Consider the following 23,767-nt stretch of genomic DNA (forward strand, 5'->3'; position numbering starts at 1 on the left):
AAGTCACGGGCAGGCAATGTTCAACGCGCAAACGCGTGCAGGGGGATGGCGATGGCCAAGGTGGCGTTTCTGGGCTTGGGGGTGATGGGCTTTCCGATGGCGGGCCATCTGGCGGCGCGCGGCCATGCGGTGACGGTGTGGAACCGCACTGCCGCCAAGGCCGAGGCCTGGGGAGAGAAGCACGCGGGCAGCCGCGCGGCGACGGCGGCCGAGGCGGCGGCGGGGGCGGAGTTCGTGCTGGCCTGTGTCGGCAATGACGACGATCTGCGCCAGGTCTGTCTGGGCGCGACGGGGGCTTTCGCCGGGATGGCGCCGGGGGCGATCTTTGTCGATCACACCACGGTTTCGGCGCAGGTGACGCGGGAGCTGGCGGCGCTGGCCTCTGAGAAGGGGCTGGGCTTCGTCGATGCGCCGGTCTCGGGCGGGCAGGCGGGGGCGGAGAATGGCGTTCTCTCGGTGATGTGCGGCGGCACAGAGGCGGATTATGCCGCCGCCGAGCCGGTGATGGCGGCCTATGCCCGGATCTGTCGACGGCTGGGCGAGAGCGGCGCGGGGCAGCTGGCGAAGATGTGCAACCAGATCGCGATTGCCGGGCTGGTGCAGGGGCTGGCCGAGTCGCTGCATTTCGCCGAAAAGGCCGGGCTTGATGCCGGGGCGCTGGTCGAGGTGATTTCGCAGGGCGCGGCGGGCAGCTGGCAGATGGCGAACCGCGCGCAGACGATGGCGGAAAACCGCTTCGATTTCGGTTTTGCCGTCGACTGGATGCGCAAGGATCTGGGGATCTGTCTGGCGACCGCGAACGAGACCGGGGCGAGCCTGCCGGTCACGGCGCTGGTCGATCAGTTCTACAAGGATGTGCAGAAGCTGGGCGGCGGGCGCTGGGACACGTCAAGCCTGATCGCGCGGCTGCGCGCGATCGGCTGAGCGCGAGGGGGGGGCGCTGCCCCCGGCTTCGCCCCCAAGGATATTTGCACCAAGGTGAAAGGCACAACGGGTTTCCCTTCATCTTGCCGCAAATACCTCGGGGGTGCGGGGGCAGCGCCCCCGCGCGCCTTCCACAAGAGAGAGGCCGCAAGAGAAAGGGGACCTTGCGGCCCCCTGGTGTCAGAACGGAATGTCGTCGTCGAAATCCGAGCGGCCACCGCCACCGCCGCCCGACGAGGGGGCCGATGCGCCGCCGCCGCCGCCACCATAGCCCGGGCCGTCATCGTAGCCGCCGCCATAACCGCCGCCCTGCGCGCCGCCGCCGTAATTGCCACCGCCGCCACCGCCCGAGCCGCCGCCATCCCGGCCGCCGAGCAGCGTCAGGTTGCCCGTGTAGGGGCGCAGCACCACCTCGGTCGTGTAGCGTTCCTGGCCCTGCTGGTCGGTCCATTTGCGGGTTTCCAGCTGGCCCTCGATATAGACGGTCGAGCCCTTGCGCAGATATTGCTCGGCGATCTTCGCCAGCGGCTCGTTGAAGATCGCGACGGAATGCCATTCGGTGCGCTCCTTGCGCTCGCCCGATTGCTTGTCGCGCCAGGATTCCGAGGTGGCGATGCGCAGGTTGCAGACCTTGCCGCCATTGGCGAAGCTGCGCACCTCCGGGTCGCGCCCGAGGTTGCCCACCAGAATGACCTTGTTCACCGATCCCGCCATGAAACTCTCCGTAGTGGCCGGAGCGACCCGGCGATTGTTCGAAATGACCCCGAACGGGGCCGCGGCAAGGCGGCCCCGTTCGGGAGCGTCGGCAATACTTTGCCCATAAATCGGGCCGCGGCGCAAGACGCTAGGCAGGCGGGCCGATTGCGCCTATAGTTCCGGCCGAAGAGGGCACCTGCAGGGTTGTTTATGCGAAAAATCGTTGCAGCGGTTGGGCTTGCGATGGCCGTGACGGTCAGCCCGGCTGTCGTCACCAAGGCCGATGCCGAGGGGCTGGTGCTGGGGCGGGCCTCGTCGAAGGCGCAATCGACCGTGCGGCGCAATCAATTTGCGCTGCTGGATGGTCGGCTTTCCGGGCAATATGACAATTCGGTGCGGCTGCGCCCCGATGCGCCGAAGGGCGGGCTGGGATCCTCGGGGGCGGTGCCGCGCTACAGTGGCCGCTACAAGGGCGAATATCTGGCCCATGCCAAGGCGGCGGCGGCGCGGCACGGCGTTCCGGAGGATCTGTTCCTGCGCCTTGTGCAGCAGGAAAGCGGCTGGAACCCCGGGGCGGTCTCGCCGAAAGGGGCGACGGGGCTGGCGCAGCTGATGCCGGGCACGGCGCAGCTTCTGGGCGTCGATGCGACCGACCCGATCGAGAATCTGGACGGCGGGGCGCGCTATCTGCGGATGATGTATGACCGTTTCGGCGACTGGCGGCTGGCCCTGGCCGCCTATAACGCCGGGCCCGAGGCGGTGGACAAGGCCGATGGCGTGCCGAATTATCAGGAGACGACGAATTACGTGAAGGTCGTCTACGGCGGCTGACGTCTGAGCTTCGATCTGCATCCAAATGAAAAGGCGCGGAAAATTCCGCGCCTTTCAGGTTTTCGGAGGATCGTCTTCAGGGAATGATGCGGGTGTATTTCGTCCCGGCCAGCGAGGCGCCGACGATCAGGCCGGACTGGCCGAAGACCTGCACCACCACCGGCGCGAGCGTCGTGGTGGTGTCGGTGCCGATTGCGGCGCCGCCATCGGGCAGGGCGTAGCGGGCATCGGCGCCCAGTTCCCAGCCATCGGCGCGGCGGAAATCGGCGAGCGCCTTTTCGGTCATGAAGAACAGCGCATGGGCATATTGCTGCGCCCCGATCTGAAAGCCGACCGAGGCCGAGGCGGCGGAATAGTAATCCACCGTGACATCGTTGATCCGCAGCGCACCGCGCCCGAAGGCGCCGCCGAAACCGAAACTCGCCTCGGTCATCAGCGGCATGTAAAGCACGCCGACCGATTTGCTCATCAATTGCTGCGTCGAGGGGAAGCTGCGCAACATGTAGTCGCGCGTGGCATTGACCCGTGCATCGATCGTGGTGCCGCCGTTCGAGCCCACGCCATTGCCGCAGGCGGCCAGACCAAGGCTGGCACCGCCGAGCACGAGAAGGGACCGTCTGGAAAGTTCTGTCATCTGCTCGCTCCGTGTCTTTCCGGGCCTGAACGGGCCGGTTGGAGCGAGATTAGCGCAGCCGCGGGCGCTTGTCACTTGCGCCCGCGGCCGAGGACAGCGGATGCGCGGTCAGGCGCCGATCAGCTTCGCCGCGGCAGGGGCGAAATAGGTCAGAACACCATCGCAACCGGCGCGGCGGAAGGCCATCAGGCTTTCCAGCATCACCTTGTCATGGTTGAGCCAGCCGTTCTGCACCGCCGCCATCAGCATCGCATATTCGCCCGAGACCTGATAGGCATAGGTCGGCATCCCGAAGGCGTCCTTCACCTGACGGCAGATGTCGAGATAGGGCATGCCCGGTTTCACCATCACCATGTCGGCGCCCTCGGCGATGTCGCGGGCGACATTGCGCAGGGCTTCCGCGCTGTTGGCGGGGTTCATCTGATAGGTCTTCTTGTCGCCCTTGAGCGCGCCCGAGGCGCCGACCGCATCGCGGAACGGACCATAGAAGGCCGAGGCATATTTCGCGGCGTAACTCAGGATGGCGATATCCTTGTGACCGGCAGCCTCCATCGCCTGCCGGATCGCGCCGACGCGGCCATCCATCATGTCGGAGGGCCCAAGGATGTCGGCCCCGGCCTCGGCCTGGGCAAGCGCCATCTTCACCAGCGCCTCGGTGGTTTCGTCGTTCAGGATGATGCCGTCGCGCACCAGCCCGTCGTGGCCGTTGGCGTTATAGGGATCGAGCGCGATATCGGTCATGATCGCCACTTCGGGCACCGCCTGTTTCATCGCCGCGATCACCCGGTTGGTGAAGTTGTCGTGCTGCCAGGCCATCTCGCAGGTCTCGGTCTTCACCGCCGGATCGGTGTAGGGGAAGAGACAGATCGCGGGAATGCCCAGCGTCGCGGCGTCCTCGGCGGCCTTGAGAGCCCCGTCCATGGTGCGGCGGACAACCCCCGGCATCGAGGCGATCTCGACATCGGCGCCGGGAACATCGGTGATGAAGATCGGCCAGATCAGGTCCTTGACCGACAAGCGGTTTTCCTGCGCGAGGTCACGCAGGGCTTCGGTGCGGCGCATCCGGCGCAGGCGATTGGTGGGAAAGGGGGGGGTGATCAGGGTCATGGGCGGTCTCCTTCGTCGCCGTGGGTGCCACGGATCGCAGACCGGCTCAAGCCCCGCATTGTCGCGCCCGCGCGAAGGCGCGCTTGCAACCCGGTCCCCGATGCGCGAAACCGGGGCGAGGCAACGGGCGGGCAAGACCTTGGACATTCTGCAAACGATCTTCGATCTGATCGACATGCGGTCGTTTTCGAACCTCTGGTACTGGATCGCGCTGGCGGTGACCTGGTCGACGGCCTCGCATTACGTTCTGGGCGTGCCTTTCGATCTGATCTTGCGGGCGCGGCGCCGGGGCGGACCCGTGGCCGAGGACATGCTGATGCTGACCGCGGTGAACGTGCGCCGGTTGCTGTCGATCGGCCGCGAGGCGGGGGTGATGCTGACGCTGGTTACCTCGTTCCTGCTCAGCCTGATCCTGGGGCTGGGCTTCGTCTTCCGGATCGAATTCGCCCAGGCGGTGGCGCTGATCCTGGTGCCGCTGAGCGGGGTCGGGCTTTTGAGCCTGCGCACCGCGGCGCGGCTGGAGCCGGTTCTGGCCGAAGCGCCCGAGGTGGAGGTGGTGGCGCGGATCCTGTTGCGGCATCGGGTTTCGGTGCAGGCGATCGGGATGGGCTCGATCTGTTTCACCGCGCTTTGGGGCATGTTCCAGAATCTGCAGCTCTCGCCCTTCGGCTGAGGCCTTGACAGGTCCGCGCGTTCCGATACCTCTCGCCCATGCAGCATTTCCTTCTCTCCGGCGCCCCCGAGGGCCATGACGCGAAACTTCTGGTCAAGGAATTGGCCAGGGGAAAGCCCGTCCTTCATGTCGCGCGCGATGACCGCCGCCTCGAGGCGATGCGGGCGGCTTTGGCCTTTTTCGATCCGCAGGCGGTGGTTCTGACCTTTCCGGCCTGGGATTGCCTGCCCTATGACCGGATCTCGCCCAATCCCGAGATCTCGGCGGCGCGGATGGCGACGCTCGCGGCTTTGGCAAAGGGTGTGATCACGGGGCCCTTCGTGCTGCTGACCACGCTTTCGGCGGCAACGCAGCGGCTGCCCGCGCGCGATCTGGTGGCGGGGGCGAGTTTCTCGGCGCGGGTCGGGCAGCGCATCGATGACAAGGCCTTGAAGGAATTTCTGGTCCGCATGGGGTTTTCGCCGGTCTCGACCGTGTCGGAGCCCGGCGATTATGCGGTGCGTGGCGGCATCATCGACATCTATCCGCCGGGCGAAGGCGGGCCGGTGCGGCTGGATCTGTTTGGCGATGTGCTGGATGGCGCGCGGCGCTTCGATCCGGCGAACCAGCGCACCACCGAGAAACTCTCGCAGATCGATTTTGCCCCGGTGAGCGAGGTGATCCTAGATCCGGCCTCGATCACCCGGTTCCGGCAGAATTATCGGATCGAATTCGGTGCGGGCGGGACGGATGATCCGCTTTATGAAGCGGTGTCGGCCGGGCGCAAACATGCCGGGATGGAACATTGGCTGGGGTTTTTCCACGACCGGCTGGAGACTCTGTTCGAGTATCTGCCCGATGCCACCGTGATTCTGGACGATCAGATCGAGCCGCAACGGGCGGCGCGCTGGGACAGCATCGCCGATCAATATGACACAAGGCGCGAAGCGATGAACCGGCGTGACCGGCTGGATACGGTCTACAAGCCCGCGCCGCCGGATCTGCTCTATCTGGACGGAACAGCCTGGGAGACCGGGCTGGCCCGGCATCGCGTGCTGAAGCTGCAGGTGCTACCCGCGCCGCCCGGGCCGGGCATCCTGAATGCCGAAGGCCGCATCGGACGCAATTTCGCGCCCGAACGTCAGCTGGAAAATGTAAGCCTTTTCGGGGCCTTGAAGGATCATGTGCAAGCAAGGCTGCGGTTTGGGCCGGTGGTCATCGCGAGCTGGTCCGAAGGCGCGCGCGAACGTCTGAAAGGATTATTGGAAGACGAAGGTCTGAGCGGCGCGCAGCTGATTTCCGATGCGCGCGGCATCGACGGGCTGGGGCTTGCGGTCTGGCCGTTGGATGCCGGCTTCGAGGCCGAGGGGCTGACGGTGATCTCGGAGCAGGATGTTCTGGGCGACCGGCTGGTGGCGAAACCGCGCCGCAAGCGCAAGGCCGAGAATTTCCTGACCGAGGCGCAAAGCCTGTCTCCGGGCGATCTGGTCGTGCATGTCGATCACGGCGTCGGCCGCTACAGGGGGCTGGAGACCGTGACGGCGCTTGGTGCACCGCATGACTGCGTGCTGCTCGAATATGCCGGGGGGGATCGGTTGTATCTGCCGGTCGAGAATATCGAGCTGCTGTCGCGCTACGGCCACGAGGAAGGGCTGCTCGACAAGCTGGGCGGTGGCGCCTGGCAGGCGAAAAAGGCAAAGCTGAAGGAGCGGATCCGGCAGATCGCCGACCGGCTGATGCGGATTGCCGCCGAACGGCTGCTGCGCCCGGCGCCGATCCTCGAGGCGGCGCATCACGACTGGGAGGCCTTCGCGGCGCGCTTCCCCTATACCGAGACCGACGACCAGATGGCGGCGATCGAGGATGTGGTGACCGATCTTGCCGCCGGGCGGCCGATGGACCGGCTGGTCGTCGGCGATGTCGGTTTCGGCAAGACCGAGGTGGCGATGCGGGCGGCCTTTGTCGCGGCCAGCTCCGGAATGCAGGTGGCGGTGATCGCGCCGACGACGCTGCTGGCGCGCCAGCATGCCAAGACCTTCCTCGAACGGTTCCGCGGCACGCCCCTGACGGTGAAGCCGCTGTCCCGTTTCGTCTCGGCCAAGGAGGCCAATGCGACGCGCGACGGGCTGGCGGATGGCACGGTGGATATCGTGATCGGCACCCATGCGGTGCTGGCCAAGAGCGTGAAATTCCGCAACCTCGGCCTGTTGGTCATTGATGAGGAACAACATTTCGGCGTTCAGCACAAAGAACGGCTGAAGGAGATGCGCTCCGAAATCCATGTGCTGACGCTGACCGCGACACCGATTCCGCGGACATTGCAGCTCAGCCTCACCGGGGTGCGCGATCTCTCGATTATCGGCACGCCGCCGGTCGATCGTCTGGCGATCCGCACCTATGTGAGCGAGTTCGACACCGTCACCATCCGCGAGGCGCTGCTGCGCGAACATTACCGCGGCGGGCAAAGTTTCTACGTCGTGCCGCGGATCACCGATCTGGCCGAGGTCGAGGAGTTCCTGCGGACCCATGTGCCCGAGGTCAGTTTCATCGTCGCGCATGGGCAGATGGCGGCGGGGGAACTCGACGACCGGATGAACGCGTTTTACGACGGCAAGCATGATGTGCTGCTGGCGACGACGATCGTTGAATCGGGGCTCGATATTCCGACGGCGAACACGATGGTGGTGCACCGCGCCGACATGTTCGGCCTGTCGCAGCTGTACCAGATCCGCGGTCGGGTCGGGCGCTCGAAACTGCGCGCCTATTGCTATCTGACGACGAAGCCGCGTCTGCCGCTGACGCCGCAGGCGACGAAGCGGCTGCGGCTGCTTGGCAGTCTCGACAATCTGGGCGCGGGGTTCTCGCTCGCCAGCCAGGATCTGGATCTGCGCGGCGCGGGCAATCTTCTGGGCGAGGAGCAGTCGGGCCATATCAAGGAAGTCGGCTACGAGCTTTATCAGGCGATGCTCGAGGAGACGATCTCGAAGCTGAAATCGGGCGAGCTGACCGAAACGACCGGCGACGGGGATTGGTCGCCGCAGATCAATCTTGGCGTTCCGGTCATGATTCCAGAGAGTTACATCCCCGATCTTGATGTGCGGCTGGGGCTTTACCGGCGGCTGTCGAACCTGGCAAGCAAGGTCGAGATGGAGGGCTTTGCGGCCGAATTGATCGACCGCTTCGGGCCGCTGCCGAAGGAAGTGAACACCTTGATGCTGGTCGTGCGGATCAAGGCGATGTGCAAACGGGCGCAGATTTCGCGCATGGATGCCGGGCCGAAAGGCGCCACGGTGCAGTTCCATCTCGACAAGTTCCCGAACCCGGCCGGGCTTGTCGACTTCATCAGCGCCGAACGCGGGGCCGCGAAGATCAACGGCAACAAGGTCGTGGTCCGGCGGGACTGGACGAGCGATGCCGAGAAGATCAAGGGCGCCTTCGCGATTGCCCGCGATCTGGCCGAAAAGGTCGTTGCGGGCAAGAAGGCCGAGAAGAAAAAGGGGGCGTGACGCCCCCTAGCCGTTTTCGCGCACAAGCCCCATCAGGATCACGGCAAGGCTTGAGCAGGTGAACGTCGCAATGACGATCGGCAGCGCGGTGCCGTCGAACATCAGCCCGACCGGGGCGGCAATCAGCACCGCGCCCATCGTCGAGAGCGCCGAGACGACCGAGGCCGCCAAACCGGCGAGATGGCCCATCCGCTGCATAGCCAGCGCGTTCAGATTGCCGAAGGTGATCCCCGCCATCATGAAGACCGTGACCGTCCAGGCGAACAGGAAGGCGAAGCCATGGGGCGGCGTCACGGCCCCGCCGAGGATCAGCGCCAGCATCGCGCCCGAGGAGACGACCTGCATCATGTAGGTTCCCCGCACCATCCGGCGCATCCCCAGACGCATCACGAAGAGCGCGTTGAAAGCCGTGCCGGAGCCCGCCAGAATCGCCATCAAAGCAAACCATTTCGGAAAGCTCTCAACTGCACCGAAGGCCGCAAACAATTGTTGTGACGAGGAAAGCAGCGCGAACATCTGTCCGAAGCCAAGTGTCATCGTCAGGATGCAAAGCCGCACGTCGCGATCGCCGAGAACCTCCTTGGTGCCCGCCCAGAGCAGGCCCGCCCGCAACGGGCGCCGCCGCTCGGGCGTCAGGGTTTCGGGTTGGCGCAGGCTCAGCCAGGCGAGGCCGATCAGCGCGAAAAGGATGAAGGCGTAGAACACGCCGCGCCAGCCCGCGAACCCGATGATCAGCTGTCCGGCCGAGGGGGCGAGCGCGGGAACAAGGATGAAGACCATCATGATGAAGGCGGTCACCTTGGCCATTTCGCGCCCGGAATACATGTCGCGCACCAGCGCCATCGGCACGATCCGTGGCGCCGCGGCGCCAAGACCCTGCACGAACCGCGCCGCCAGCAACACTTCGAGGCTTTGCGCCTGGGCCCCGATGACGGCCCCGATCACGAAGATGCTCACGCCGACGACGATCGTCCGCTTGCGCCCGATCGCATCCGAAAGCGGACCGGCGACGAACGTGCCCACGCCCATGCCAAGGACGAAGAAGGTCAGCACAAGCTGCGCGCGGTTGATCGACTCGGGAGAGAGCTTGGCCGCGATCTCGGGCAGCGCAGGCAGCATCGCATCGATCGAAAATGCGACCGTGGCGGCCAGAAGCGCCATCAGCGCGGTGAATTCGAAGACGGGAATGCGGGCGGGCGCCGCAGATGCGTGAGGGTCGGACATGCACAGCCTTTCAGGGTTGCGCAGAACCATATCCGACTGCGCGCCGAAAACCAGAGCGCAGTCCAGCACATTGCCGTGCAGGGCTGCACAGCTATGTCGCAGCGATCTCGTCGAGGATCTGCATCCAGAGCCTGGCGGGCTGCGCGCCTGTGATCACATGAGTATTGTCGAGAATGAAGGTTGGCACCGAAACAATGCCGCGTTCGCGCGCATGCGCCGCGCGGGACCGGATCGTCTGGGCATCTGCGTCAGTCGCAAGCAGGCGACGGATCATGCCTGGCTCCAGCCCGGCCTCGGCGGCGATCTTCACAAGGATGTCGGTCTGTCCGATATCCTGCCCATCCCGCCAATAAGCGCGCAGCAAGCCGGACATGACCGCAGTCTGCGCGCCTTCGATCCCGGCCCAATGCAGCAGGCGGTGGGCGTTCAGCGTATTGGGCATTCGGGCGATTATTGGCATGTTCAACGCCACCCCGGCGGTTCGGGCGGCTTCAAGCACGGGCAGGTCGGCCTGATCGGCTTGCGCACCGAACCGCGCGCGCAACCAGGCTCCGCGGTCCATCCCTTCGGGCGGCAGCGTCGGATTGAGCTGGAACGGCTGCCAGGAGATCAGAAACGGATGACCGGGACGTGCTTCCAGCGCACGGTCAAGTTGCGCTTTGGCAAGATAACACCAGGGACATGTCGGGTCTGCGAAAATATCAAGCGTGATCATTTGGTTGAGGCCCTGTCTGCAAGTGTCGGCCAGAGCTGGCGCAGGGCCTTTCGGTCGATCTTGCCATTGCGGTTGCGCGGCAGGGCCGGGAAATGCTGGTAGATCCGGGGTTGCTTGTACCGCGCCAGATGCGCCTTGGCATGCGCGGCAAGCGCCTCGGCCGAGGCCGATCCCGTATGGGCCAGAGCGATCAGGCTGGTTTCTTCCGACAGGCGCAACTCGATCGCGGCGACTTCGCCCGCCTCTGGGCAGCTGACCATCGCAGCTTCGACTTCCAGCGGACTGACCCGGAAACCGCCCGCGTTCATCATGTCGTCGCCGCGGCCCTGATAGGCGATGGCGCCGGTCTCGGTCATCCGCACGACGTCGCCGGTGCGGAACCAGTCCCCATCCGCGGTGAACTTTGCCCGCGCCTCGGCTTCCGCGCCCCAATAGCCAAGGAAAAGCCCCGGATCGCTGCGATGCACCGACAGCACGCCCGGTTCGCCCCGGGGCACCGGGGCCCCCTCGGGCGACAGCACCGCGATCTGTCTGCCGGGTTGCGGCCAGCCCATCGTCCCCTCCGGCGCCGGATTGGCCGGGCAGGAAGAGATGAAGGTCGAACATTCCGACATGCCCAGCGCCTCGAAGATCGGGGTGCCGCTGGCCTCGGTCCAATGCTGCCGGGTCAGCCGGGGCAGCGCTTCGCCCGCCGAAAGGCCATGCCGCAGACGCGGCAGGTCAAGCGTTGCATGCTGCTTCAAAAGTTGCCGGTAAACACCTGGAACAGCCGCGAAAATTGTCACATCGAAGCGTCGCAGCAACAAGGGCAGCATGGCGGGCTCGACCCCCGGCGCAGGAATGAGCGCGGTGGCCCCGACCGTCCAGGGATCCATCAGCCCGGTGCCAAGCGTATAGGTCCAGTTGAACGCACCGGCATGCAAGATGCGGTCCGCGCCGCTCAGCCCATACCAGCCCTCGTGCATCATCTGCCGCGCCCAGATCGCACGATGGGCATGACAAACGGCCCGCGCAGAGCCCGACGTGCCGGAGGTGAAGATGATATAAGCAAGCCGATCGGCAGAACCGAGCGCATAATCACAGGGCGGCAGGGTCTCGAACCGCTTCAGATCGGCTTCGGTCAGGATCATCGGCGGATGATCGGGAAGCGAAACGCCGGTTCCGGCCACCACCGCGGCCGGGGCGATCTGCGCCGCCATCTTCGTGATCTCTTCCCCGGTTAGCTGCGCCGAGGTCGGCACCGGGATCAGGCCCGCTGCAATGGCCCCGAGGAAGGCCACCGGAAATTCGGGCGTGTTGCCAAGCCGCAAGAGCACGCGATCGCCGGGCACGAGACCCGCGCGCAAAAGCCCGGTCCCCGTGCCGCGCACCGCCGCGGCCAGACGGCCGAAAGACCAGCGTTCGGCCCCGGAAGGGCCGACGATCTGCAGCGCCGAGCGGTCGGCAAGCGCATCTGCGCGGGCAAGCACATGGGCCGCCATGTTGAAGGCGGCGGGCGGCGGGGCAAGCGGGGCGGAGGTATGGATCGACAGCATGCGTCTTGCTAAGCCGCGCCGCCTGCGGTTGCAAGCGGTGCGGGATCAGCTTGCCGTGCGCAGGATCATTCCTCGTCGCCGAAGCGCGAATCGTCGTCGTATTCGTCCTCGCCCTCGGGGACGTATTTTTTCGACAAGGCGATCGAGTGATTGTCGTGCCGCGGATCCATCACCACGTCCGAGGGCAATTCGCCGGTCAGCCATTCGCGGATCTCGGCCCGGGCTTCCTCGGGTTCCTGCCCGGTCAGCTCGATGATATAGGCGATGAAGGCGCGCTGATCGCCGTCGATCTCGTCAAGCTCGGCCTCGTCGGCATCGGGCCAACGGTCGATGATCGCCTCGAAGAAGGCAGGCCAGTTGTCCTGCACATGATGCCACTTCATCCCGACCTCCGTCTCCGAGCCCCTCCGCAGGGCTCGATCTTGCGCCGCAAATCGCGGTCTGAAAAGGGAAATTTCTGCCTGCGCCGCGGAATGCGGATCAGAACCAGCTTTGCACCTTGTGCGCGCCATCGGTCACGTCGGCGCCGACGCCCGCAACCGTGTTGCACCCCGCAAGCGCCGCGGCCAGCACCATCACAAGGATCGCTTTCTTCATTTCTTCGCCTCATGCCACCATGCATCGGGCGTCACGCCCGGCCAATCCCCGTATAGCGGACCCCGCGCCGGAAAGTGAAGCTCACGACTGTGTGCGACCCGCGCCACCGGCGCATACCAGATCGGAATCACGTAACGCCCCGCCGTCAGCACCCGATCGAGCGCCTGCACCGCGGCGGTGTAATCCTCGGGCGTCTGCGCGCCCAGCAGCGCCGCGATCATCGCATCGGCGGCCGGATCCTGCATCCCCATCAGGTTGCGCGATCCGGGCGCATCGGCGCCTTGCGCGCCCCAGTAAAGATATTGCTCGTTGCCGGGCGAGAGCGAGGTGGCGACGAACATCCAGGTCATGTCGAAATCGTAATCGGTCTTGCGCGCCTGAAACTGCGCGTCATCGACCACCGTCACCCGTGGGAAGATGCCCAGCCGCCGCAGCGACTCGAGATAGATGTCGACCACCGTCTGCGATTCGGAGGCGCCTTGCTGCAGCACGATTTCGAAGCGGAAAGGCATGCCCGCGGCGTTCTCCAAGACGCCGTCATCGCCCGCGGTCCAGCCCGCTTCCTCCAGCAATTGCGACGCCGCGCGCATGTTGCGCCGGTTTTGCGTCGTGCCATCGGCAACCGGCAGCGCATAGCCTTCCAGCGTGCCGGGCAGAAGATCCGTCGCGAAGGGGGCGAGCAGCTCGGCCACCTTGCCCGTCGCGGGGCCGGGCGGCATCGCCAGCGCCGAATTGGCGAAATAAGAGGAAATCCGCGGCTCGCGGCCGCCGGTCAGGGTCTTGTTCACGAATTCGAAATTGAAGGCGAGGATCATCGCCTGCCGCACCCGCCAATCGGCGAAAATCGGTTTGCGCGTGTTCATCACCAGCCCCTTGATCCCCGAGGGCAGCTGGTGGGCGATCTCTTCCTTGACGACCCGCCCCGCGGTCACCGCCGGGAAATCATAGTCGCTGTCCCAGTTCACGGCATTGGTTTCGCGGTAAAGGTCGATCTCGCCCGCCTTGAAGGCCTCGAACATCACGTTCTGATCGCCGAAATACTCCCAGCGCAGCTGATCGAGATGATGCAACCCCTGGGTGATCGGCAGATCCTTGCCCCACCAATCGGGATTGCGCCTGAGCGTGATCGACCGGCCCATGTCGACCTTTTCGATGACATAGGGCCCCGAGCCGATCGGGAACATCTGCATTTCAGACGCGAAATCATGGCCTTGCCACTGCTTCTTCGACAAGACCGGGCGCATCCCCATCAGCAGCACCAGTTCCCGGTTCGGCTCGGTGAAATCGATGCGCAGGCTGCGCGGCCCGGTCTGGCGGATCGATTTCACCTTTTTCCAGGCGGTCTGATAGCGCGGTCCGCCGCTGGTGCCAATCGTCTCGAAGGACCAGATCACATCTTCGACGGTGACCGGGCTGCCATCGGAAAACCGCGCCTGCGCGCGCAGGGTGAAGGCGACCCAGGAGCGGCTTTCATCGGTCTCGATGGTTTCGGCCAAGAGCCCGTAAAGGCTGAAGGGCTCGTCGAAACTGCGCAGCATCAGCGATTCGGTGACATAGCCGGAAATCCCCTGCGCCGGGCGTCCCTGCAGGATCCAGGGGTTGAGCGAATCGAAACTTCCCGATTCGCCCATCCGCATCCGCCCGCCGAAAGGCGCTTGCGGCTCGGCATAGGGCAGGTGCATCCGCCCGGGATCAAGCGCGGGCTGCCCCTGCATGGCGATTCCGCTCATTGGCCCGGCCTGCGCCGAAAAGCCTGCCCAAACCCCGCCAAAAGCCAATATCACAAGGGCGAGAGCGCGGAAAAACACCGATCCCTGCATCGCAACAATCTCCCGTTTGCCTGTCTTTTCAGGCGCCAAGCTAACGCCTGCCGATAGCCCAGGCAAACTTTTCCCTTGGAAGCAGCGCCGTGCGGGTCTATAAAGAGGTCACTGCTCGATAGGTTTCTTGCCTGTATGAAACCTGCCTCATGACTTGACGCCCGCCTTGCGCGGGCGTCTTTTTCTTTTTGCGCCGCTCTTCGCGGTTGCGGAACCGTGCGAGGGGGTTACTTCTTTCTGCGCAACAGCTGGAGGAGGGAACCATGAGCCTGAAGGGCAAGACGGCGGTGATCACCGGATCCAATTCGGGGATCGGGCTTGGGGTGGCGCGGGAACTGGCACGGGCCGGGGCCGATGTGGTGCTGAACTCGTTCACCGATCGTCCCGAGGATCACGCCCTGGCCGCGGCGCTGGCGAGCGAATTCGGGGTGACGGCGCGCTACATCAGGGCGGACATGTCGCAAGGCGCGGACTGCCGGGCGCTGGTGGCGCAGGCGGGGCGCTGCGACATTCTGGTGAACAATGCGGGCATCCAGCATGTGGCGCCGGTGGATCGGTTCCCGGCCGAGAAATGGGATGCGATCATCGCGATCAACCTCAGCTCGGCGTTTCACACCACGGCGGCGGCGCTGCCGCTGATGCGGGCGGCGGGTTGGGGCAGGGTGGTCAACATCGCCTCGGCGCATGGGCTGACCGCCTCGCCGTTCAAATCGGCCTATGTGGCGGCCAAACACGGCATTGTCGGCCTCACCAAGACGGTGGCGCTGGAAACCGCCGAGGAGCCGATCACCTGCAACGCGATCTGCCCGGGCTATGTGCTGACGCCGCTGGTCGAGGCGCAGATCCCCGATCAAATGAAGGTGCATGGGATGGACCGCGAGACGGTGATCCGCGAGGTGATGCTGACGCGCCAGCCCTCGAAACAGTTCGCGACGGTCGAGCAGCTGGGCGGGACGACGGTTTTCCTGTGTTCCGAGGCGGCGGCGCAGATCACCGGCACGACGATTTCGGTGGATGGCGGCTGGACGGCGTTGTGAGGGATTTCGCCTCGGGGCAAGCCCGAGGCGACCCGCCGGGGGCTCCGCCCCCGGACCCCCGAGGTATTTGAGGCAAGATGAAAGGACCGCGGCAGCGCGGAAGAAGGCCCTGCCTTTCCTTGGCAAAATACGCCGGGGGTGCGGGGGCGGAGCCCCCGTGAGTCGCCGCGCGCGCGGCGAAACCGGTTTCAGGCCGCCGCTTTCGGTGTCTTCGCTGACGGCTCCGCTTTCTTCTCCGACGGATAGACGAGACCGGCCGAGATGATCAGCTTGGCCGCATCCTCGACCGACATGTCGAGATAGGTGATCTGGCTTTCCGGCACATAAAGCAGAAAGCCCGAGGTCGGGTTCGGCGTCGTCGGCAGGAAGACCGAGATCAGCGGATCTTCCGGCGCGGCCTGCAGCGCGATCTCGCCCTTGGCCTTGGCCGAGACGAAGGCGATCGCCTTCAGCCCGGGGCGCGGATAGTCGATCATGCAGGCGCGGTCGAATTTCGTCTCGCCCTGGCTCAGCACGGTTTCGGCGATCTGCTTGACGCCGTTGTAGACCGAGCGCACCACCGGCATCCGGTCCACCAGCGCCTCGCCGAAGCGGATCACCGCGCGGCCGATGAAATTGCGCGCCAAGGCCCCCACCGTGAGGGTGAAGAGCAGGAAGATCACCACCCCCACGCCGCGCAGATTGGTGCCGACATAGGTTTCGGGGCGCATATGCGCCGGGATGAAGGGCAGCACCCAGCCATCGACCATGCCCGCCAGCGTCCACATCAGCCACAGCGTCGCGGCAATCGGCGCAATGACGATCAGCCCGGTCAGGAACGAGGCCCGCAGCCCGGCCAGAAATCCCCGCTTGTGCGGCTGCGGCATGAGCGAGAGCTGCTCTTGCGGCGTCGGATGCGGATCATGCTCGGTCATGCTGGGCCTCGTGTTTGCACCAGAGTTAGGATCGGCGGGCGGCGGAGGCAATGTGCCGGTCACCGCAAGGCCGCGATTTCGCGCGCGATGGCGGCGCCAAGGCGGGCGTTGTTCAGGACAAGGGCGATATTGGCCGCAAGCGAGCGTCCCTCGGTCAGCTCGAAGATCCGGGAGAGCAGGAAGGGGGTGACGGCTTTTGCCGCGATCCCCCGTGCCGCGGCCTCGGCCAGAGCGGTTTCGATGACGGGAAGGATGTCCTCGCGGGCGATCTCGGCCTCGGGCGGGATCGGATTGGCGACAAGCTGTCCGCCCGCAAGGCCGAGACGGGCGCGCAGCAGATGCGCTCGGGCGATCTCGGCGGCGGTCTCGGCGCGCAGCGGCGCGCGCAGGCCCGAGCTGCGCGACCAGAAGGCGGGGAAGTCGTCCTGGCCGAATGCGATTACGGGAACCCCATTCGTTTCAAGAACTTCCAGGGTTTTGTTCAGATCAAGGATGGCTTTGGCCCCGGCCGCGACGACGGTGACCGGGGTCAGGCCCAGCTCGGTCAGATCGGCCGAGATGTCGAAGCTGTCCTCGGCGCCGCGATGCACGCCGCCGATGCCGCCGGTGGCGAAGACCGCGATCCCGGCCAGATGCGCGCAGATCATCGTGGCGGCCACCGTGGTGGCGCCGATGCCCCCGGTGGCGAGGCAAAAGGCCAGATCGGCGCGCGAGAGCTTCATCACCCCCGTCGCCTGCGCCAGCGTTTCCAGCTCCGTCGCGGTCAGGCCGATGTGGATGCGCCCGCCCATCACCGCGATCGTGGCGGGGGTGGCCCCGGCGGTGCGGACCTCGGCCTCGACCCGGCGCGCGGTGTCGAGGTTTTGCGGCCAGGGCATGCCATGGGTGATGATCGTGCTTTCCAGCGCGACGACGGGGCGGCCCGCGTCAAGGGCGGCGCGGACTTCGGGGGAAAAGGCAAGCGGCAGGGCGGTCATATGGGTTTGTCTCCGGAGACGTAGCGAGCAGCGGCGGCAAGGGCGCGGTCAAGGGCGGTCTCGCGATCCGCGCCTTCGCGCTCGGCCACCAGATGGGCGGCCATGAAGGTGTCGCCCGCGCCGGTGACGCGGGTGACCAGCACGGGCGGCGGCGCGGCGGTGAGGACACCCGCGCCCTGCCGTCCGTCCGCCGCAGGCTTGCCGCCGTCGGTGACAAGCACATGACGGGCCCCGCGGGCGAGCAGGGCTTCTGCCGCGGCCCCGGCGCCCGCAAAGCTGCGCTGGCACAGGATCCCGGCCTCTTCGAGGTTCACATAGATCGTCGCATTGGGCTGCGAGAGCAGCGGCGCCAGCCGCTCCGCCTTGCCCGGGCTGGCCGGCGCCACCCGCAGATCGGCAGCGGCGAAGAGCGGCGAACGCGCGATCTCGGCCAGCAGCGCCTGGGTCAGGTTGCCGTCAAGCGCCACGGGCCCCGGCCAGGGCGCCGCGGCGCTGCCCAGACGGCCATCGCCGAGCGGGCGCAGAATCTTGTCGCCCGCCGCTTCAAGGCTGTGGGCATCGGCAATCGCCGCGACCAGACCATTCGCGCCCTCGATCGCCATGTAGCGATCTGTGGGCAGATCCTCCGAGCGATAGAGGAAGCGGCAGTCGATCCCCATCAGTTCGGCGGATTGAACCAGCTCCGCCCCCTGCGTGTCGCGGCCGATCGCGGTCAGGATGGCGGGGCGCAGGCCGAACCGGGTCAGCGTCATCGCGATGTTCATCGCCACGCCGCCGGGCAGGCGGGTGATCCGCCCGGGCACGTCGGAGCCCGCCCGCATGTGCACCGGCGCGCGGCCGATGATGTCCCACAGGACCGAGCCGATGCAAAGAATGTCGGGAGTGTCTTTCATGTCCCCCTTGGTGCTACGATGCCTTTCCGGGTGCAAGCGAAGAACGGGGGCGCTGCCCCCGCACCCCCGAGGTATTTCAGGCAAGTTGAACGGCAAGCGAAGAAAATGACATTCCTTGTGCCGAAAATATCCCCGCCGGAGGCATCCCTGGCCAAAGACGGGGGCGGGGGCTTGCCAGAGGGGGAAGGCTGGTCTATAGGGCGCGCACTTCACAGGCGGAGGCGGGCCGACGGCGGGAGACATCCCCGTTCGGTCCACCGGTTGGGGGCAACCCTGAAATTCCTCCGCTCAGGCGCAAACCGGAAAGGAAATGGACCATGGCGCTTCCCGATTTCTCGCTGCGTCAGCTTCTTGAAGCTGGCGTTCACTACGGCCACCAGACGCAACGCTGGAACCCGCGCATGGCGGAGTTCATCTATGGCGATCGCAACGGCATCCACATCATCGACCTGACCCAGACCGTGCCGATGCTCGACGCGGCGCTTAACGTGGTCCGGGACACCGTCGCCAAGGGCGGCCGCGTGCTGTTTGTCGGCACCAAGCGTCAGGCTGCGAAAGCCGTCGCCGATGCCGCGGAAAAATGCGCGCAATACTACATGAACCACCGCTGGCTGGGTGGCACGCTGACGAACTGGAAGACCGTGTCGCAGTCGATCGCCCGTCTGAAACAGATCGACGAGATCATGGCCTCGGGCGCCGAAGGCCTGACCAAGAAAGAACGTCTGGGCATGGAACGCGAGCAGGCCAAGCTGCAGGCCTCGCTGGGCGGGATCCGCGAAATGGGCGGTCTGCCGGACCTGCTCTTCGTGATTGACGTGTCGAAGGAAGACCTCGCCATCCTCGAAGCGCAGAAGCTGGGCATCCCGGTCGTGGCCGTGGTCGATACCAACTGCTCGCCCAAGGGCGTGGATTACATCATCCCGGGCAACGATGACGCCGCCCGCGCCATCGCGCTTTACTGCGACCTCGTCTCGCGCGCCGCGCTGGACGGCATGAGCGCGCAGATGGGCGCCGCCGGTGTCGACCTGGGCGCGCTGGAAGAAGCCCCGGTCGAGGTTGCCGCCGAGGCCTGAGCCCGGCCGTCACGCAAATGACATCGGGCGGGGGTAACCCCGCCCTCACCCCATTCCAAGGAGAGATCCGATGGCTGTCACCGCTCAGATGGTGAAGGAACTGCGCGAAACCACCGGCGCAGGCATGATGGACGCGAAGAAGGCGCTGACCGAATGCGACGGCAACATGGATGCCGCCATCGACTGGCTGCGCACCAAGGGGCTGGCGAAAGCCGCGAAGAAAGCCGACCGCGTTGCCGCGGAAGGTCTGATCGGCGTGGCCGTGACCACCGGCCGCGGTGTCGCGATCGAGATCAACTCGGAAACCGACTTCGTTGCGAAGAACACCGATTTCCAGGCGCTGGTGCGCGACGTGGCGAAAACCGCGCTGGAAGTGGGCGAATCGGTCGAAGTGGTGAAGGCCGCGGCGCTGAACGGCAAGACCGTTGACGAAGTGCTTGGCGAAGCCATCGCCCGCATCGGCGAAAACATGACCTTCCGCCGCCTGCACATTCTGGAAGGCGACACCATCGTTTCCTATGTCCACAATGCCGCCGCGCCGGAAATGGGCAAGATCGGCGTTCTGGTCGCGCTGAAGGGCGATGCCGCCAAGGCGCAGGAAATCGGCAAGCAATTCGCGATGCATATCGCGGCGACCGCGCCGATCTCGCTGAACGAAGCCAGCCTCGACCCGGCCGTGCTGGAGCGCGAGCTGCAGGTGCAGACCGCCAAGGCGCTGGAAGAGAACGCCACCTCGGCCAAGCCGAAGCCCGAGCAGGTGATCCACAACAACATCATCCCGGGCCGGATGAAGAAGTTCCTCGAGGAAGTGACCCTCGTGAACCAGAAATTCGTGATGAACCCCGATGTGACCGTGGCCCAGGCCGCGACCGAGGCGGGCGTGGAAATCACCGGCTTCGCGCGTCTTGCCGTGGGCGAAGGCGTCGAGAAGAAGGAAGAGGATTTCGCCGCCGAAGTGGCGAAGATGGTCGGCGCGTAAGCGCTGCCCCTTTGGCAAAAGACAGCGCCGCCCTTCGGGGCGGCGTTTTTCGTTGCGGCGTTGACGCGGTTCTTTGGGCGTTGACGTGACGGCAGGAGATGCATTTTTCATGCATGAAATTGAAACGGCCCAGACGGGTGACTATAAACCCGCTGGGCCGTACCGGAAAACCGGGTGGGATCTCGTCGGATCAATCTTCGACTGCTTCCCCGTTCTTGGCCGAAGCCACCACTCACGGAACACGTGTATCTAAGGCATTTCTATGGATTCGGAGTAGTCAGGTATTCCTTACCATGCCAGAATGTCGCAGTCTTTTGGATGGCTCGCCCGGGCTAGGGGGCGGAGGTGATGAAAAGCTGTTTCTGCATCGAGGCCTTGAGCAGGGCCTGCGCGGTGGTCTCGACCTCGAGGGCCTCGCGGGCAAGGCGCAGATGTTTCTCGACCGTGGCCGTGGTCAGGCCGAGGATTTGCGCGATATCGGCCGAGGTCTTGCCGTCGCCGACCCATTCCAGCACCTCGCGCTGACGCGCGGTCAGCGGCCGACGCGTGGTCGAAAAGGGCAGGGCGCTGATTTTCAGATGCATGATCGAATTCAGCACCCGCAGGTCGCGGCCATGTTCGTCCCAGATCGCATCGACATCGGCCTGTGTCAGGCCGGGCTGCGCGCAGAGGCCGATCGCCCCTTTGGCGCGGGCGGATGTGTCGGGAAAGCCGATCGAATAGCCCGCCAGCACCTGAAAGCGGCGGTTCAGTTCGATCACCTTGCGCTCGCCCTCGGTCAGCTCGCCCGCCGCCATCCGTTCGGCGACCATGCGCCACGAACAGGCCCCCACCGAGTCGATGGCCCATTTCACCATCGGCGCTTCCGAGAAGAGACCGGCGCCCAGAAAGGAATTCAGATAGGCCGGATCGTGGTTGGACAGGATCAGCGTGTCGTCGAGAGAGCCAAGGTTCTGCGTCGCGCTGAAACGGGTGAACCCGTAGATCAGACGATCAAAGCCGAACTTCGCCATCTGCGCACAATGCATGCTCCAGATGGTCGCGATGTCATCGGCGACCAGGAGTTTTTCAAGATGATCGAGCATTGCGCGCGTCTCACACCTCGCAAGCTTGCACAGATCACGGTTTTGCCATGCGTCGACCCTTCGGCGCAAGTCCGTTCCGCCCCGCAGCGCGTGGCATGTCACAAGGTCGCAGATCGCACCATCTTCGGGTGATCTGTGCGATTCTGCTTTTTTACCAAGTGTTTAAGTTTAGATCTTCACACAATGACGCCGCTGCTGTCGGCGGCTTTGGCGCGCAGCATCGGCACAAGGGCAGAGAGATCATAGCCCGCATTTTGGGCAGTCTGCACAATCTCCTCGAGCGGCCGCTGTCCGGCCTGGCTCAGGGCCCACAGATGCGAGGATCGCGTCCCGGACCGGCACCAGGCCAGAACCGGCGCGTCGGCCGCGGCAAGGGCCGCCTCGAAACCGGCGATCAGATCGGGGGTCAGTTCGCCCGGATAATAGGGCAGATGCACATAGGACAGCCCGGCGGCGGCGGCGGCGGCCTGCAGCGCGGCATTGAGACCGGATTCGACCTCTTCATCCGGGCGATTGTTGATCAGCGTGCGAAAGCCGAGGCGGGCGGCCTCGGCGATATCGTCAAGGGCGATCTGCGGCGCCACGGCGAAATCGGGCGTCAGGGTACGCAGGTCCATGTCTTCCTCCGGCAAGTTCCGCGGCCACTCTGGACCGCGCGGCCGGCAGGTGCAAGGGGCTCAGGGCAGCTCCGGGATCGCTTGGGTCGCGGCGGCGCTCAGATCGGGGATCCGCCAATCCGCGGCGGAAAAGTCATCCCCGCGGGTGTATTCCGAGGGCGTCAGGACGACCCGAAGCCCGGCGGCCCTGGCCGAGGCAAGACCGGCGCGGCTGTCTTCAAAGGCCAGGCAGGCCGCAGGCGGCAGGCCAAGCCCCTGCAATGCCCGCAGATAGACATCCGGGGCGGGTTTCTTTTGCGCCACCTCGTCCCCGGCGGCAATCACCTCGAAAATGTCCCCGGCAGGCTTGCTGAAAGTGGCGGCGATCAGCGCATCCACATTGGCCCGCGTGGTGGTGGTGGCAATGGCGAGGCGAAGTCCCGAGGCTTTCGCCCGGTCGATCAGCTCCGCGACGCCCGGCAGCAAGCCGACCTGCCCCGAAGCGATGATCTCGACATAGCGTTGCGTCTTGGCTTTGTGCAGATCGGCGATCTTGGCGTCCGAAGGCCCGGAACCCAGATTTTCGCGGTGTTTCGCCATCCGCTCCTTGCCGCCGGTGGTGCGCAGAAGCGTCCGATAATCTTCCTTCGACCAGTACCAGTCGAGCCCCTGCGCCGCGAAAGTCTCGTTGAAGGCTTGCCGATGGACTTCCTCGGTTTCCGCCAAAGTGCCGTCGACATCGAAAATCAGCGCCTTCAGCTCCATGTCCATCCCTCAACGATGCCCGGCAGGGCGCTGAAATCGTGAAACTTTGCGGCGTGGGGCAGCGCGTCGAGCGGGGTCTTGCGATAGCCCTCGGTATAGATCACGAAGGGCAGTCCCGCGTTTTGCGCCGTCTGTGCGTCGATCTCGCTGTCGCCGATGTAAAGCGCGTGTGGGCGGCGCAACACTCTGCGCGCCTCGTTCACCATCTCGGGGTTCGGCTTGCGGGTGGGCAGGCTGTCGCCGCCGATGACAAGCTGGAAATAATCCGTCAGACCGACATGGGCGATTGCGGCAAGAGCGGGCTTGTAGGGCTTGTTGGTGGTGATCGCCATCGGGCAGCCCATCTCCCGCAGACGCTGCAAGGCCGTGATCACACCCGGGTAAAGCGTGTTGCCCTCGACATCGGTCTCATAGCGGCTCACCAGATCGGCATAGATCGCGTCGAAAAGCGGCCCTTCCGGGTCTTCGCCCGCGGTGGTCAGCAGGCACCGCACCAGATGAGGGGCGCCTTGCCCAACGAAGCTGCGGATCTGATCAAGGCCGAGGGGCGCGTAGCCGCGTGCCCTCAGCACATCGTTCGAGACCTTGTGGATGGCGGGCGCCGAATCGATCAGCGTGCCATCGAGATCGAAAATCAGCGCTGGCGCCATCACTCTTTCCATTTGATCGAACAGCCCATCGAGGCGATCTGGTCCCGCGGTCCCTGACCCGTTTCGGCCACGCTCAGCATCGCCTCGTAAAGCTCGCGGCGCGCATCGGCCGGACCCGGGGTGCGGCCCGACGCGTCAAGACGGCCGCGATACTGCAGTTGACATTCGGCGTTGAACCCGAAGAAATCCGGCGTGCAGATCGCGTCGTAAGCCTTTGCCACCGCTTGCGTTTCGTCAAAAAGATAGGGGAAACGGAAGCCCCGTTCCGCCGCCAGACGCGCCATGTTTGCCGGGCTGTCCTCGGGATAGCTTGCGACATCGTTCGACGAAATCGCCGCCACGCCGATGCCCAGATCCATCAGCGCCTCGGCATCGCGTTGCAGCCGGTCGAGGATCGCCTGAACATAGGGGCAATGGTTGCAGATGAACATGATCAGCAGGCCTTTCGGCCCGCGGATGTCGTCGAGGCTCCAGAACCTGCCCGAGGTGTCGGGCAGGCGGAAATCCGGGGCTTTCCAGCCGAAGTCGCAGACCGGAGGGGATACGGCCATCGCGAA

General features: G+C 65.4%; 24 protein-coding genes. 7 read left to right on the forward strand and 17 right to left on the reverse strand.

Annotated elements, in window-relative coordinates; all coding sequences use genetic code 11:
- The first annotated feature begins 51 nt into the window (after positions 1-51).
- Positions 52-924, forward strand: coding sequence for an NAD(P)-dependent oxidoreductase (locus tag LY44_RS04055; protein ID WP_055208943.1), 873 nt, complete (start codon positions 52-54; stop codon positions 922-924).
- Between the two features lie 180 nt (positions 925-1,104).
- On the opposite strand, the gene ssb is transcribed toward LY44_RS04055, so the two are convergent.
- Positions 1,105-1,638 (reverse strand): single-stranded DNA-binding protein, encoded by a 534-nt coding sequence (ssb, locus tag LY44_RS04060; RefSeq protein WP_055208382.1) that lies wholly within the window; start codon positions 1,636-1,638, stop codon positions 1,105-1,107.
- Between the two features lie 192 nt (positions 1,639-1,830).
- Between ssb and LY44_RS04065 the strand changes: the two genes are divergently transcribed.
- Positions 1,831-2,451 carry a lytic transglycosylase domain-containing protein gene (locus LY44_RS04065; RefSeq protein ID WP_055208380.1) on the forward strand — a complete coding sequence of 207 codons (621 nt, stop codon included), beginning with the start codon at positions 1,831-1,833 and terminating at the stop codon, positions 2,449-2,451.
- Between the two features lie 76 nt (positions 2,452-2,527).
- Here the strand turns inward: LY44_RS04065 and LY44_RS04070 are convergent, their stop codons facing one another.
- Together LY44_RS04070 and hemB are read right to left on the reverse strand one after the other, a co-directional pair.
- Positions 2,528-3,085 (reverse strand): lipid-binding SYLF domain-containing protein, encoded by a 558-nt coding sequence (locus LY44_RS04070; protein WP_055208378.1) that lies wholly within the window; start codon positions 3,083-3,085, stop codon positions 2,528-2,530.
- A 108-nt stretch (positions 3,086-3,193) separates the two neighbouring features.
- Positions 3,194-4,192, reverse strand: coding sequence for a porphobilinogen synthase (hemB, locus tag LY44_RS04075; protein WP_055208376.1), 999 nt, complete (start codon positions 4,190-4,192; stop codon positions 3,194-3,196).
- A 139-nt stretch (positions 4,193-4,331) separates the two neighbouring features.
- On the opposite strand from hemB, the gene LY44_RS04080 reads away from it, so the two are divergent.
- Entirely contained in the window at positions 4,332-4,865 is a 534-nt protein-coding gene (locus LY44_RS04080; protein ID WP_065118319.1) for a component of SufBCD complex, read from the forward strand.
- A 38-nt stretch (positions 4,866-4,903) separates the two neighbouring features.
- Positions 4,904-8,350 carry a transcription-repair coupling factor gene (gene mfd / locus LY44_RS04085; RefSeq protein WP_055208372.1) on the forward strand — a complete coding sequence of 1,149 codons (3,447 nt, stop codon included), beginning with the start codon at positions 4,904-4,906 and terminating at the stop codon, positions 8,348-8,350.
- A 6-nt stretch (positions 8,351-8,356) separates the two neighbouring features.
- Here mfd and LY44_RS04090 read toward each other — a convergent pair whose 3' ends face one another.
- The 6 genes from LY44_RS04090 to LY44_RS04115 form a co-directional block, all read right to left on the reverse strand.
- Positions 8,357-9,574: a multidrug effflux MFS transporter gene (locus LY44_RS04090; protein ID WP_055208942.1), complete on the reverse strand. Its 1,218-nt coding sequence runs from the start codon at positions 9,572-9,574 to the stop codon at positions 8,357-8,359.
- Between the two features lie 91 nt (positions 9,575-9,665).
- Positions 9,666-10,289 carry a DsbA family oxidoreductase gene (locus tag LY44_RS04095; protein ID WP_055208370.1) on the reverse strand — a complete coding sequence of 208 codons (624 nt, stop codon included), beginning with the start codon at positions 10,287-10,289 and terminating at the stop codon, positions 9,666-9,668.
- Complete coding sequence (locus tag LY44_RS04100; RefSeq protein ID WP_055208368.1) at positions 10,286-11,824, reverse strand: class I adenylate-forming enzyme family protein; 1,539 nt, start codon at positions 11,822-11,824, stop codon at positions 10,286-10,288. Before LY44_RS04100 ends, LY44_RS04095 begins: the two co-directional genes overlap by 4 nt.
- A 65-nt stretch (positions 11,825-11,889) precedes the next feature.
- Entirely contained in the window at positions 11,890-12,207 is a 318-nt protein-coding gene (locus LY44_RS04105) for a hypothetical protein (RefSeq protein ID WP_055208365.1), read from the reverse strand.
- A gap of 97 nt (positions 12,208-12,304) precedes the next feature.
- Positions 12,305-12,421: a lipoprotein gene (locus LY44_RS04110; protein ID WP_055208362.1), complete on the reverse strand. Its 117-nt coding sequence runs from the start codon at positions 12,419-12,421 to the stop codon at positions 12,305-12,307.
- Positions 12,418-14,241: an extracellular solute-binding protein gene (locus LY44_RS04115; protein ID WP_081024317.1), complete on the reverse strand. Its 1,824-nt coding sequence runs from the start codon at positions 14,239-14,241 to the stop codon at positions 12,418-12,420. Before LY44_RS04115 ends, LY44_RS04110 begins: the two co-directional genes overlap by 4 nt.
- Positions 14,242-14,504: 263 nt before the next feature.
- Here LY44_RS04115 and LY44_RS04120 point away from each other — a divergent pair, with 263 nt between their 5' ends.
- Entirely contained in the window at positions 14,505-15,278 is a 774-nt protein-coding gene (locus LY44_RS04120) for a 3-hydroxybutyrate dehydrogenase (protein ID WP_055208358.1), read from the forward strand.
- Between the two features lie 188 nt (positions 15,279-15,466).
- On the opposite strand, the gene LY44_RS04125 is transcribed toward LY44_RS04120, so the two are convergent.
- The 3 genes from LY44_RS04125 to LY44_RS04135 are packed head-to-tail and all read right to left on the reverse strand — an operon-like array spanning position 15,467 to position 18,062.
- Positions 15,467-16,192: a DUF502 domain-containing protein gene (locus tag LY44_RS04125; protein ID WP_055208356.1), complete on the reverse strand. Its 726-nt coding sequence runs from the start codon at positions 16,190-16,192 to the stop codon at positions 15,467-15,469.
- 59 nt (positions 16,193-16,251) lie between these two features.
- Positions 16,252-17,169 (reverse strand): pseudouridine-5'-phosphate glycosidase, encoded by a 918-nt coding sequence (locus LY44_RS04130; protein WP_055208354.1) that lies wholly within the window; start codon positions 17,167-17,169, stop codon positions 16,252-16,254.
- Positions 17,166-18,062, reverse strand: coding sequence for a PfkB family carbohydrate kinase (locus LY44_RS04135; RefSeq protein ID WP_055208352.1), 897 nt, complete (start codon positions 18,060-18,062; stop codon positions 17,166-17,168). Before LY44_RS04135 ends, LY44_RS04130 begins: the two co-directional genes overlap by 4 nt.
- A 317-nt stretch (positions 18,063-18,379) precedes the next feature.
- Here LY44_RS04135 and rpsB point away from each other — a divergent pair, with 317 nt between their 5' ends.
- On the forward strand, positions 18,380-19,135 hold the full coding sequence (gene rpsB / locus LY44_RS04140; RefSeq protein WP_055208350.1) for a 30S ribosomal protein S2: 756 nt from the start codon (positions 18,380-18,382) through the stop codon (positions 19,133-19,135).
- A gap of 70 nt (positions 19,136-19,205) precedes the next feature.
- On the forward strand, positions 19,206-20,114 hold the full coding sequence (tsf, locus tag LY44_RS04145) for a translation elongation factor Ts (RefSeq protein ID WP_013067546.1): 909 nt from the start codon (positions 19,206-19,208) through the stop codon (positions 20,112-20,114).
- A gap of 332 nt (positions 20,115-20,446) precedes the next feature.
- Here the strand turns inward: tsf and LY44_RS04150 are convergent, their stop codons facing one another.
- The 5 genes from LY44_RS04150 to LY44_RS04170 all read right to left on the reverse strand — a co-directional run bounded on the left by LY44_RS04150 (position 20,447) and on the right by LY44_RS04170 (position 23,761).
- A complete protein-coding gene (locus tag LY44_RS04150) occupies positions 20,447-21,199 on the reverse strand; it encodes a LuxR family transcriptional regulator (RefSeq protein ID WP_055208348.1) in 753 nt (250 codons plus the stop codon).
- A gap of 176 nt (positions 21,200-21,375) precedes the next feature.
- Positions 21,376-21,816, reverse strand: coding sequence for a TIGR01244 family sulfur transferase (locus LY44_RS04155; protein WP_055208344.1), 441 nt, complete (start codon positions 21,814-21,816; stop codon positions 21,376-21,378).
- Positions 21,817-21,876: 60 nt separating this feature from the next.
- Positions 21,877-22,560 carry an HAD family hydrolase gene (locus LY44_RS04160; protein ID WP_055208341.1) on the reverse strand — a complete coding sequence of 228 codons (684 nt, stop codon included), beginning with the start codon at positions 22,558-22,560 and terminating at the stop codon, positions 21,877-21,879.
- Positions 22,551-23,210: a phosphoglycolate phosphatase gene (locus tag LY44_RS04165; RefSeq protein WP_055208338.1), complete on the reverse strand. Its 660-nt coding sequence runs from the start codon at positions 23,208-23,210 to the stop codon at positions 22,551-22,553. The genes LY44_RS04160 and LY44_RS04165 overlap by 10 nt, the downstream gene beginning before the upstream one ends.
- Positions 23,210-23,761, reverse strand: a complete 552-nt coding sequence (locus LY44_RS04170; protein WP_055208335.1) for a thioredoxin family protein — start codon at positions 23,759-23,761, stop codon at positions 23,210-23,212. Before LY44_RS04170 ends, LY44_RS04165 begins: the two co-directional genes overlap by 1 nt.
- Positions 23,762-23,767 lie beyond the last annotated feature (6 nt).

It is taken from the genome of Rhodobacter capsulatus, assembly GCF_003254295.1.
Taxonomy (GTDB): Bacteria; Pseudomonadota; Alphaproteobacteria; order Rhodobacterales; family Rhodobacteraceae; genus Rhodobacter; species Rhodobacter capsulatus.

Bases quoted from the DNA above. Each gene is read 5' to 3' on its own strand.
- LY44_RS04115 (WP_081024317.1), bottom strand. From the start codon at position 14,241: ATGCAGGGATCGGTGTTTTTCCGCGCTCTCGCCCTTGTGATATTGGCT.
- LY44_RS04090 (WP_055208942.1), bottom strand. From the start codon at position 9,574: ATGTCCGACCCTCACGCATCTGCGGCGCCCGCCCGCATTCCCGTCTTC.
- LY44_RS04165 (WP_055208338.1), bottom strand. From the start codon at position 23,210: ATGGCGCCAGCGCTGATTTTCGATCTCGATGGCACGCTGATCGATTCG.
- ssb (WP_055208382.1), bottom strand. From the start codon at position 1,638: ATGGCGGGATCGGTGAACAAGGTCATTCTGGTGGGCAACCTCGGGCGC.
- mfd (WP_055208372.1), top strand. From the start codon at position 4,904: ATGCAGCATTTCCTTCTCTCCGGCGCCCCCGAGGGCCATGACGCGAAA.
- LY44_RS04155 (WP_055208344.1), bottom strand. From the start codon at position 21,816: ATGGACCTGCGTACCCTGACGCCCGATTTCGCCGTGGCGCCGCAGATC.
- hemB (WP_055208376.1), bottom strand. From the start codon at position 4,192: ATGACCCTGATCACCCCCCCCTTTCCCACCAATCGCCTGCGCCGGATG.
- rpsB (WP_055208350.1), top strand. From the start codon at position 18,380: ATGGCGCTTCCCGATTTCTCGCTGCGTCAGCTTCTTGAAGCTGGCGTT.
- LY44_RS04150 (WP_055208348.1), bottom strand. From the start codon at position 21,199: ATGCTCGATCATCTTGAAAAACTCCTGGTCGCCGATGACATCGCGACC.
- LY44_RS04105 (WP_055208365.1), bottom strand. From the start codon at position 12,207: ATGAAGTGGCATCATGTGCAGGACAACTGGCCTGCCTTCTTCGAGGCG.
- tsf (WP_013067546.1), top strand. From the start codon at position 19,206: ATGGCTGTCACCGCTCAGATGGTGAAGGAACTGCGCGAAACCACCGGC.
- LY44_RS04070 (WP_055208378.1), bottom strand. From the start codon at position 3,085: ATGACAGAACTTTCCAGACGGTCCCTTCTCGTGCTCGGCGGTGCCAGC.
- LY44_RS04130 (WP_055208354.1), bottom strand. From the start codon at position 17,169: ATGACCGCCCTGCCGCTTGCCTTTTCCCCCGAAGTCCGCGCCGCCCTT.
- LY44_RS04095 (WP_055208370.1), bottom strand. From the start codon at position 10,289: ATGATCACGCTTGATATTTTCGCAGACCCGACATGTCCCTGGTGTTAT.
- LY44_RS04135 (WP_055208352.1), bottom strand. From the start codon at position 18,062: ATGAAAGACACTCCCGACATTCTTTGCATCGGCTCGGTCCTGTGGGAC.
- LY44_RS04100 (WP_055208368.1), bottom strand. From the start codon at position 11,824: ATGCTGTCGATCCATACCTCCGCCCCGCTTGCCCCGCCGCCCGCCGCC.
- LY44_RS04120 (WP_055208358.1), top strand. From the start codon at position 14,505: ATGAGCCTGAAGGGCAAGACGGCGGTGATCACCGGATCCAATTCGGGG.
- LY44_RS04170 (WP_055208335.1), bottom strand. From the start codon at position 23,761: ATGGCCGTATCCCCTCCGGTCTGCGACTTCGGCTGGAAAGCCCCGGAT.
- LY44_RS04110 (WP_055208362.1), bottom strand. From the start codon at position 12,421: ATGAAGAAAGCGATCCTTGTGATGGTGCTGGCCGCGGCGCTTGCGGGG.
- LY44_RS04160 (WP_055208341.1), bottom strand. From the start codon at position 22,560: ATGGAGCTGAAGGCGCTGATTTTCGATGTCGACGGCACTTTGGCGGAA.
- LY44_RS04065 (WP_055208380.1), top strand. From the start codon at position 1,831: ATGCGAAAAATCGTTGCAGCGGTTGGGCTTGCGATGGCCGTGACGGTC.
- LY44_RS04055 (WP_055208943.1), top strand. From the start codon at position 52: ATGGCCAAGGTGGCGTTTCTGGGCTTGGGGGTGATGGGCTTTCCGATG.
- LY44_RS04125 (WP_055208356.1), bottom strand. From the start codon at position 16,192: ATGACCGAGCATGATCCGCATCCGACGCCGCAAGAGCAGCTCTCGCTC.